This is a genomic window from Nocardia vinacea NBRC 16497 (assembly GCF_000308835.1).
GTDB classification, from domain to species: Bacteria; Actinomycetota; Actinomycetes; order Mycobacteriales; family Mycobacteriaceae; genus Nocardia; species Nocardia vinacea.
On record NZ_BAGN01000366.1, the window covers coordinates 1 to 10,430 of the forward strand.

General features: G+C 63.5%; 1 protein-coding gene. It reads right to left on the minus strand.

Annotation, left to right across the window (positions count from 1 at the left end):
* Window positions 1–10,430 (minus strand): amidase family protein (locus ON44_RS34510; RefSeq protein WP_040698491.1); only part of this gene is annotated, 10,430 nt, incomplete at both ends.

Sequence of the window (10,430 nt, forward strand, 5' to 3'; positions counted from 1 at the left end):
GTGTTCGAGTTCGTCCCAGGTGTCGGCGTTTTCGTGGGGGATGGTGGCTTGGTCGTAGCCGACGGCCCAGGAGGCGCGGACGGTTTGGACGAGGCATTTACGGATGTAGTCGGGAACCTCGACGGGAGCCGTGCGTTTCATCGCTTTCGGGCGTGGCGTGGGGCCTGGGAGTGCATCGTCCGTAGTGGATCCATCGGGGGTGCTGTCGGTTGACATGGTTGGGGCTGGCCCGTCGGTACCGGCGACCACATAGACCGGTTCGTCGCGCTCGACGGCAGACTTCCGCACGTGAGCGGCGATATTGAGCAGCCGGATATGCGCCTGCCTGCCCGGGCGCGGGCCAGGCCACGAGTCGGATGGGATGCCAAGCGCTTGGATTACGTTCCAGACCAGGCGGAATGTCTTGTCGGGGTCGGGTTCCGGCGTGGCGGTTTCGTCCACAAGGCGGATCGTGTCGTGCAGAACCCGCATTTGGTCCAATAGTCTGGCGTAGGGGATCAGATAAGGCGGGAGGTCGTCGAATGCGTGCACGGTGCCGGGGCTGCGATGCCGCATGATCGCCGCTTCGTAATCCGACGGACCGAACATGGCCAGACCGAAGTCCACGATCATCACGCCGACATCCGATTCCAACACATTTTCCTTCGTGAGGTCACCGTGCAGAAGGCGGAATGGCTGGGAACGGAGAAGGTCCAGGTCTGACTCCAGCCCGGGGTGCAGCAACTCGGGGAAGCCGAGGTCGTCGAACATGGCCCGGTACTTCGGGATCGCGCGGTAGCGCTGATAGAGGCGCTCGATGTGGTCTATCAGCATCCGGAAGAACCCCTCGGAGTCACCGGATTCGGGATAATCGGCGGGCAGTGGCAGCGAGTCCTGCGGGACTGCAACCTGCATTAGCTCCCCGGCCACCGAGTAGATCGTATTCATTACCTTTTTGTCGCGAAGGTCAGCCACCGGTTCGCCGTGGATTCGCCGTTGAATCTCGAACACGAGATCGTCCTGGGCATCCAATTCCACGTGCAACACCTGCGGTACCTGATGCCGGAGGCGCGGCGCGTCCCGCGCAATCGCCTCCAACGTCTGGTATTCCTTCGGCCAGAGCACGAAATCCAGCTGGTCGGGGGCATCTGCCCGCGGAATGCGGATGGCGAATTCACCCAGCAGGTACACGTCGTTGTAGTTACCCGAGACCTTCTGGCCGAATTTTACCGCCGCATCCCGCAGCGCCAGGGCCACGAACGTCGGCATCACCTCGCCTTCGTCGCTACCGAGCGACTGGTATCGCGGGGCCGAAGGAAACACGTCGCGCAAGTTCGGGTACTCGGCAATGACCGCCGCCAAACCGACGACCATGTTCGCGTAATCCGGGGCGTCGGTGACGTTTTCGGAGTCCGAAGGAGATCGTTCTTCAACAGTGGCCCGCTCGTCTCCAATTTTCCCGTGCACCGAGTTCTCGGGATCCGCGACATAAAGCGGTCCGTCGAGATCAACTGGTTCGGCCGCGACATAAAGCGGTCCGTCGAGGTCGAGTGCCAGTTGGTTATCGTCGATCGCCCAGTCGGTGACCGGTATCGATTCGGTGGCATCAGTGGGTGAGTCCGCGGAATTGTGAACGGGTAAAGGCGGTGGGGCCGCATCGCCGTGCACGGTGTTGGGGATCCAGTCGCCCGCCTGCTGGGCGGGGGTGGTGAATCCGTAGGGGAGGGTGAGTGGCACTTCGGGGCCGAAGTGGTAGTAGCCGAGTATCCGTGATCCGTTGATTCCGCCGATGAGTTGGACGGATCGGTCGGGGTCGGCGCGCAGGAATCCGGCCTCGGGGCGCGCGACGTATACCCGTCCCGTCACCGACCAGCGGCGGGCCTGGTCGATGTCGCGGTAGGTGGTGAGGGGGCCTTCTCCCCTCGGGGTGATGCCGGTGGTGTGTACTTCGGTTGGTGGGTGTCCGGGGTCGGGGATATATACGAGTCCGGGGTCGGTGGTGTATTCGACGGGGAAGTGGTCGTGATGGCGGGCGAGGAATGCGAGATTCTGCTCGACGTCGACGTTCCGGTCGGCCGCCGATGGCATCGGGTCGGCGTCGGCGCGCAATCCGATCCGTTCGCGGGCGGTTTCCGTCGGATTCGAGCTGGTGGGAGGGACGCTGATCGGCGTCGCCGTGGTTTCGTCGACGGCGCGCGACTGCGGGGTGCTGTGCTGGTCTTGTGATGCCTCCGTGGTGGCGGCTCGGTACAGCTGTTCGGTGAACTGAGGTCGTGGCCGGGGTGCCGCGTGCGCTTGCTCGAATGCGTAGGCGTAGCTGATCAGTGTCGGTTCGCTCCAGGCGCCGCCACGGAACGTGACGTTCATATGTTGGTCGCCGGGGGTGTCGGCCGGAGCGCGACCGGCCGGGACGATGATGCCCGGGTATCCGGCCTTGTCACCCATCGCCGTTCCGTAGTTGTAGGCCGACACCAACGCGGTGAGGTTGTGCTCGGCCATCACCGCGTCGATCCGGGATTTACTTTCGGCGAGGTCCCGCTGGAGGTCTGCTAGGTATTTCGCCGTGTCGGGGCTGCCCGGGTCTAGATCGATCGCCTCCGCGGCGAGGAGTAGGTCGTGGCCGTACGTCGGTTCGGTGTCGGCGATGTAGTGGGCGATGAGGTCGGCCAAAGTCCTGATCGGGGTGTCGGCGGGTAGTCCCGACCGGTATGCGAGCAGGTGGCGTACGAACTCGTCGGTGAACACGCTCCACACTGTGTTGGCCCCGGGAGTGCGTGCGGCGAGGTCCGACTGGAGACCTGCCAGGTATTTCTCCATGTCGGGACTTCCCGCATCGAGGTCGATCGCCTCTGCGGCGAGGAGTAGGTCGTTGCCGTACTTCGGTTCGGTATCGGCGATGTAGTGGGCGATGAGGTCGGCCAGAGTCTTGATCGGGGCGTCGGCGGGCAGTCGCGACAGGTAGGCCAGCATGTCGCGCTTGAACTCATAGGTGAACACACTCGACCAGGGTGGGTCGTTGTCCTGGAAGCTATCGGTGAGATCCAAGTCGACAGTGATCAGGGTGGCGCCCTGGGCCTTCAGCGTATCCAGAACCGCGTCCCACAAGGGCCGACGTGGTTCATCCTCGGCCGGAATCCCTGCCTCGAGGACGCCGAGCCGAGCTCCGCGGAGAGCGTGCGGATTCAGATCCTGGGTGAAGTCGTGGCCTGCCAGCGGATTGTGCGCGGTCGCCGGGTCTTGCGGGTCGATGCCGACGAGCGCCGTCAGCAACACTGCGGCGTCGGTGACATCCGCAGTGATCGGTCCTGCCGTGTCCCGGGTGGTCGCGATGGGCACGATGCCTGTGCGGGGAACCGCACCGACAGTCGGCTTGAGTCCGACAACCGAGTTGTAGTTGCACGGGGCCAGAATCGATCCGAATGTTTGCGTGCCGATGGCGAGCGGCGCGCCCCCGGCGGCGACGGATACGGCAGATCCCGAGCTCGAGCCACCCGGTGTCAGTGCCGCCTCGTGTGCGTTGAGGGTTTGGCCGCCGTAGGAGCTGTATCCATGAGGCACCTTCCTGCTCGAGTAGCCCGCGAACTCGGTGAGATTGGCGTGCCCGAGGATCACCGCACCAGCCGCACGCAATTGCGTCACCAAAGTGGCGTCCGCAATGGGGAACGAATTCGCCAGGGCCGACGAGCCTGCGGTGGTCGGCATCCCTTCGATGTCGATGTTGCCTTTCACGATGACCGGCATCCCCAGCAGGGGGCTCGGTGTGATGCCGCGCTGCCGGAGGACATGCCGGAGTTCGTCGGCCCGGCGGGCCTCGTCCAGGGCATGCGGATTGATGGCGATCACCGCGTGCAGCGCCGAAAGTGCTTCGTTGCGTTCCAGATACAGCTGGGTCAGCTGCACGCTGGTGAGCTGCTCGCTGTCCATCAACGCGGCCAATTGCGTACCCGTTACCGACAGGAGGTCGAGCGCTGGTGTCGTGGCAGGGGTGGACGCCGTTCGGCTCGAATCGGTTGGGGGGCTGGGTTGGCCCGGCCGTTGCGAATCCCCTTGGGATCGCTCGAGTTGCTCCGGCGTGACGTCGCTGGCCGCGGCCTCGTTCGGGGTAGTTGCGGTCGAGTCGGGCTCTTTCGTACCGCCGTCGGCGGTGATGACGGGGGAGTCGGGGGTAGCGCTGCGGTCGACCGCCACCGCTGCGAATTCGGCATCGGCTATATCCGGGGCGGTGGCACCGCGCACGACGTCGTCGAGTTCCCCGATCAAGTTTTGTGCGACGTCCCGATCAGCCTGTGGCGCTGCTAGATTCGCGGCCAGCCAAGCGCGGAGACGACCGGCAGTTTCCGTGGCCTTACCTCGGTGCCAGCGGCCGCGGGTGGGTTGACCGGTGCTGACTTCATTGCGGACCGCGTCCATGAGGGTGCCGTCACCGACCTGGTTCCGATCGCCGATGCCCATGTATACGTCATCGAGGACGGCGTTCAGCTCGGCGTCGGTGCTGACCGGTCGTTGCGCAGCGGCCTTTCGGGGGATGGACCCTTCCGCCGAAAACGGTGGCCCGGAACGGGACTCGTCGACTTCGAAGACGATCGCATGGTTGTCAACGGAATCATCTTCATCAGCAGCGCGCTGCGATGCGTGTTCGGCGGAGCCGGATATAGCCGACCGCCGTGGGCCGATTATCCGTGGCTCGTCGGCCTGGTCGGTGGACTCACGATCATGGTCGTAGGTTTCCTCGATCGTTATCGCCTCGTCTGGGAAATGGTCCAGCAATGCGGCGTCGATCATTCGACGTACGGTGTCGAACTCCGGGTTATCGATCTCCGGGTCCTCGTAAATGATGTAGACGCGCGGTCCCTCGTTCACCCGTCGGTAGAACACGATCTCGCAACGGACGGTGAGATCGTTGCTCTGGATTTCAATGCTGGGCGGGGGCGGTAACTTCAGCTTTTTTCGTATCTCCGGGTGGCCGACGCCTTGCGCCTCGACCAGATGCAGAGTCAGAGATTGAGCGATCGCCCTCGCTCCGGACTCGCTTGCCGTGGTTCGGCTTTCCGTTCGGGTGGCGGTAACCAACCCAGATGTCACCTCGCTGCTCGCATCGCTGATCTGCTGGAGCGCGGGCGGTGTTTCGAGCACGACGACACTGCCGGAAACTTCGGGCGCAGTGTCGAAGACCGCATCGCGGGAGAAGACGGGAATGGTCTTGCCGGAGCGATTGATCGCGACGACCTCGACCAGATCGGGTATAAGCGGCTGCTGCCGTAACCGGCTACCGAGATCGGCTGGAGTGAAAGAATTGTAGTACAGATCGACCAACAGCCGGCCGGTCGGATGGTTACGCACCGTCTTCGCGAGTTCGGTGATGAACTCCTCGATATCGTCGGTGGTGAACGCGAAGCGGTCCGCCGGGTTGATCGGCAGTTCTGCCGAGCCGCCGTTGGCCGGAAGATCCCCGGAGTGGTGGGCGACCTCCGCTATTCCGGAACTGCTTGCTGCCGAATCGGTTTCGGATCCATCGATATCCGACAGCCCCTGCCCGTCCGGACCGTGGACACCGGCATCGCGCCGGCCTCTGTCAGGGGACGATCGCGCCGGAGGTGCGGATGCGTCGGGTGGGCCGAGGATTTTGTGTTGGCGTTGTTGTTGGTTGGGGCCGTTGGTGTTTGGTTGGGTGCGGTCGGGGACGTCGGAATCGGTTGTGGTGTGTGTTGATTCGGTATTCGGTGTGCTGGGTCCGGCCGGTGATGGGTGCAGTTCGGGGTGCCGTCCCGACTCGATCATCGCGTTCAGACTCCGGGAGTCCAGTTTGACGGCAATGCGCGCGCGGTAGGCGAGTACGGCCGACGCCGGCATTCCCAATTCGTTCCCGATAACCGTGTTCGGCACGCCATTCACGATCAGACGAAGAACATCTTTGTCGCGATCGGACAGCTCGCTGTCCCCGAGAACGGCACCGATCCGCGGCATGACCATCGCCACCATCGCCGCCCGGCTCTCGGTGCCCAGCTTGGCCTTGATCCTCCGGTAGTATCGGCCCACGCTGACCTCGTGAATGCCGAGCACATCCGCAATGACCCTGTTGGACATGCCATTCGCGGTCATGACGAGCAGGTCGAGTTCGACTTGGTCCAGGTCGTCGCCCGTGCTCGCGCCGTCCGCTGTGCGGGCGCCTCGGTGTTCGATGATCCGCATCCGGATGGCCACGGCCGTGAGCCCGGCGCGGGTACCGGTACCGAATTCGGCTTCGAGGCGGTTGAGATAGACGTTCACAGTTCCTGGGGTCAGGCCGAGGATCTCTCCGATCTCGTTGTTCGTCTTGCCGTCCGCGACCAAGTCGAGTAGCCGGATCTGCTGGCTCGTCGGCGTGAACTGTTCGTCATCGATGCGATGCGCATGCCTGGCCGTGTCCAACATGGCCGTCAGACCGTCGACCCCGAGCTCGTCGGATATGTGTGCCAGAGCTTCTTCAACGGTCGTATGCGATATTCGCAGGACTTTCCCGATCTCATGCGGGAACAATCCTTGTGCGACGAGCTGGAGTATTTCGAGCTCCTGCTCGGACAATGCGAGCGCCGAATCGTCCTGGGGCGACTCGCGCCCAGGGGATTTCACGAATGCGGTCGCCCGGGCGGTGGCCAGATCCGTCCCGGCATGTGCTGCAGTGATCGCGACGGCCAACTTCCGAACAGCGGCCCACAGCACGGGGTCTGCGCGCCGGACGTCGGCGGGTGGCAACGGTTCGGTCGACGCATCGTGTCGCGTCTGCCACAGCTCGGTGATCTTCCGCTGCTGGTCGGGGGTGAGAGTTGCACGGACGCAGGCCTGTATCCTTGTGCGCTCGGCCGCGGCCAGCGCTCGGCTCGCCGTTCCGTCTGCCTCGACATCGGCGCCGGCGATGAAGATATCCCGGATCCGCTGGCGGAACCGGACGAACCCGCGATGCTCTCTCATGAGATTGCGGGCATTGCGCACGACCCATTCCTCGACACTGAGGTTGCCGATTTGGGTGAAGCGGTGGACCGCTTGTGTGCATGCTTCGTCGGTAATGTCCCGGGACGCTTGGTGTTCACCGATATTGGCCGATACCCACCCGAAGACCCTCGCACCGTACTCTTGCTGGATCAGGCGTATCGCCCGCTGCGGATGTCCCTGTGCAACAAGCTGTTTGACCAATTGCTGAATCTGCTCCGGTGACATACGGCTGCCAGCCGGAATCCGACCGCCACGTTCGTTGTCACCGCGATCGTTCCTATCCTGGACGGTTGGGCCACCGTAGGCATCATCGGCATCGCCGCGTCGGCCGTCGTGCGCAATCGACGTACCGTCCCCGGCCCGGTCCGTTTCCGTTGTGTTCGAGCCGGTTTCGTTGCCGATTTCAGCGGATGCGGGCGGAGATCCTGGGTCCACCACGGGGCTCGAGGTGGATAGCGTCGGCGCGCTGCCGTCGGCGCCACTGACGTCGCCTGCCTCAGCTGCGGATGTTGATGCTGCGGTCCCCGAATTCAGTTGCGGCACAGCGATTCCGGTGAGGATTACGCCACCCTCTACCGCGAAGTGACCGTCGAATTCGGTCAGTGGCGGGCCGTCGTGGGTGGATCGGTCCGCGACCAGCAGTTGTGCGTGGAAGGTCCCCGCATCGAGATCGAATGTGATCAGAGCATCTTCGAAGTCGAGGTAACGATTGGTGAGGGGGTACCAGGCTTTGTAGACACTTTCCTTGGCGGAGAACAGCACTCGGTCCCAGTGAATGCTGCGGTGCGTTCCGACACGGCCGAGCCAGGCTTGCTCCTCGGGCAGCGCAATGCGATTGCGCAGTACATCGGAGAGCGGCTCGTTGTGTTCGGTGTCGATGCCGATCGAACGATGGTGTCGAGATACCGCGGCGACGTAGTAGCCAGTTCTGTCGGTGAGGGTGAAACCTTGTCTATGGCTGATACTTCCCACGACGCCTGGCTGCCACAACGGAAGTCCGCCGGGCGCGTTCGTGCCCGCACGCAGGACTGGTCCGACCGGCCCGCCCAGCCGAGCCAATGCACGATGGGCGCAGGTACGGCCATACACGATCTCGCGTTCCCGCACTCTTTCCGGATCCGACTCGATCGCGTCGATCAGCACCTGCTCCTGCGGCAGCAGCGCCGCCGTCGGGTCCTCGCCGATAATTTCGGCCGCGGCGACAGTGGCTGGCAGTCCGAGACCCTCGACGATCGTCCGCCCTAACGGCGCACGCACCTGGCCCGGCTCGATAACGTCGGTTCGGTTGAGGTGCGAGTCGAGTGCGTGATACCTGGCGGTAACCTCGATCAGGTGGTCGAGTGCGGCCGCGCGTCGACGGTCGGCGCGCTGTTCGTCATCGAGCTTCGACTGTGGCATACCGGACACCGGCACCAGCCTGGTGCGCAACTCGTCCAGCTCGTTCTGCAACTCGGCAATGCGTGGCGAACCTGGTTGCAACTCGGCAGGGTTGATGGACAGGTCCGCAGCTGCCGAGTCGCGGAGTGCGCGCGCCTGCGCAAACTGGCTGTTGGAGTTTTCGTTGTTGGCGGGCGGGTTGTTTTGGGTGTTGGGTTCGGGTGCGTTGTCGGGGGTGTTGGTGCTGGGTTTTCCTTCGATTTTGTGGGGGTGTTTGGTGTGTCGGTACCAGGGGGCATTTTTTTTGGTGGGGGTGAGTGTGTCGTGGTTGTTGGTGTAGTAGGTGGCGAAGACTTTTGTGACGGTGTGGTATGTGGGTTGCCATTTGTTTTGGCCGTTTTCGTCGCCGTCGTAGTTGCGGACGTGGGGGATGTAGACGTCTGGGTGGGGGTCGTTGGGGTCGGGGGTGGGGTCTTTGGCGAGGGTGTCGAAGACGAGTACTTGGTTTCCGGCGTTGACGAAGGTGTAGGAGTGTGATTTTTTGCCGTCGTCGACGATGAGGACGGCGATGTGGATGCCGGTTTGTGCGGCGTTGCGGACGGTTTCGGCGGTGGTGGTGAAGCGTGGGTCGCCGTCGTATGGGGTGGGGCGGAGTTGGGCTCCGAGGGTGGCTTCGACGGGTTTCCAGTTTTTTGTGGAGTCCCATGTGCGGTCGGTTGGGTCGGGTTCGGGGGAGCCGTCGTGGGTGAGTGTTACGGCTCGGAATACGCGGGCGAGTTGGATGGCGCAGTTTTTGATGATGGTGGGGTCGAGTGTGTGGGTGTCGGGTTCCTGGTGTGTGGTCGAGCCATCACCGGCCGGTCCCGGTTCATTTTGCTGATCGTGCCTGCTACGTGTGATGCGCGCGATGACGACCGAGGCCGCTGCTGAGCCGAGCAACAGCGCCGCGTTGGTCAGACCTGTCGCAGTACCGCCGGCCCTTTCCAACAGAAAACCGCCGAATGCGCTGCCGAGCATTCCGCCTGTGAGACCCACGATTGCCGCCGCTGCGTTCGCCTTGCCGAGAGTCCCCGCGGGAACTACTTCAGCCTGATACTCGAGAATCTTCTGATTGCTGAACATCATCAACGAACCGGTGACAACCGAGGTCGGCCAGATGATCCATGGATTGGATGTGGTCGCGTACTCGGCCATGAGTCCGCCGAACGCCGTCAGCATGAGCGGATGCATCCATTTCACGCTGATGCGATCCATGAACCGCTTTCGGGTCGCCGCGGCTGCGGCGAGTAGGACTCCTGTGCTGCTACTGGACAAGAGCAGTCCGGTCGTGGTTGCCGAATAGCCCGCTGTGTTGATGATTTCCGCCAATTGCACTCCGCCGGACCAGAGCGCCAAGGTCGACGGGAACAGCAGCACGCCCGTGTCGCGCAGGTAGGGGTCTCGCCACAAGGCGCGGACGCCATCGAGCAGGCGGGTCTGTGTCGGCTCCGAGGTGATCGGGGGAAGTTTATTCAGCATCCACCGATTCACCGCATAGGATGCGGCGTCGGCGAAGAATGGTAGGGCTGACGAGAGGTGTTCGAGCGCAGGAAAAATAAACCTGCCGAATGCTCCGGCCGCTTGGCGCTCCAGTAGTGACAGAGTTATCGAGGCCTTTTTCTGTGCCTTGGTCTGGGCCAGCCGTTGGCCGTAGATCATTGTGCTGGTCGCCGCGAGGGTGTCGATTGCCTGGAGGACGACGGCCGATCCGATGACGGCCTCCAGTGCGCCTGGCATATCGGAAAGGACCCATCCGCCGCCGACAGCGGCGACAGCGGCGCCGATTGCAGACAACTTGCGTAGTCTGTCGCGGCTTCCAGGCATGTCCGCGAGCTCTCCGGCCGGACCTTGCGCGAGCAGCGCGGCGAATTGGGTCGCAGCGGTCGCCAAGCCGGTCAGTTCCGCGGAACCACTCATGTTATAGACCAGCGGCGGGATGACGCCGCTCAAGCCGAGGCCGCCCATCGCGGAGATGCCGGAGCCGCCGAACAGCAGAGCCAGGTTCTTGTTCTCGGGCCGCGGACTCTTGCTGCGGATCCATTGCAGCCAGCGGGAATTCGGTGGTG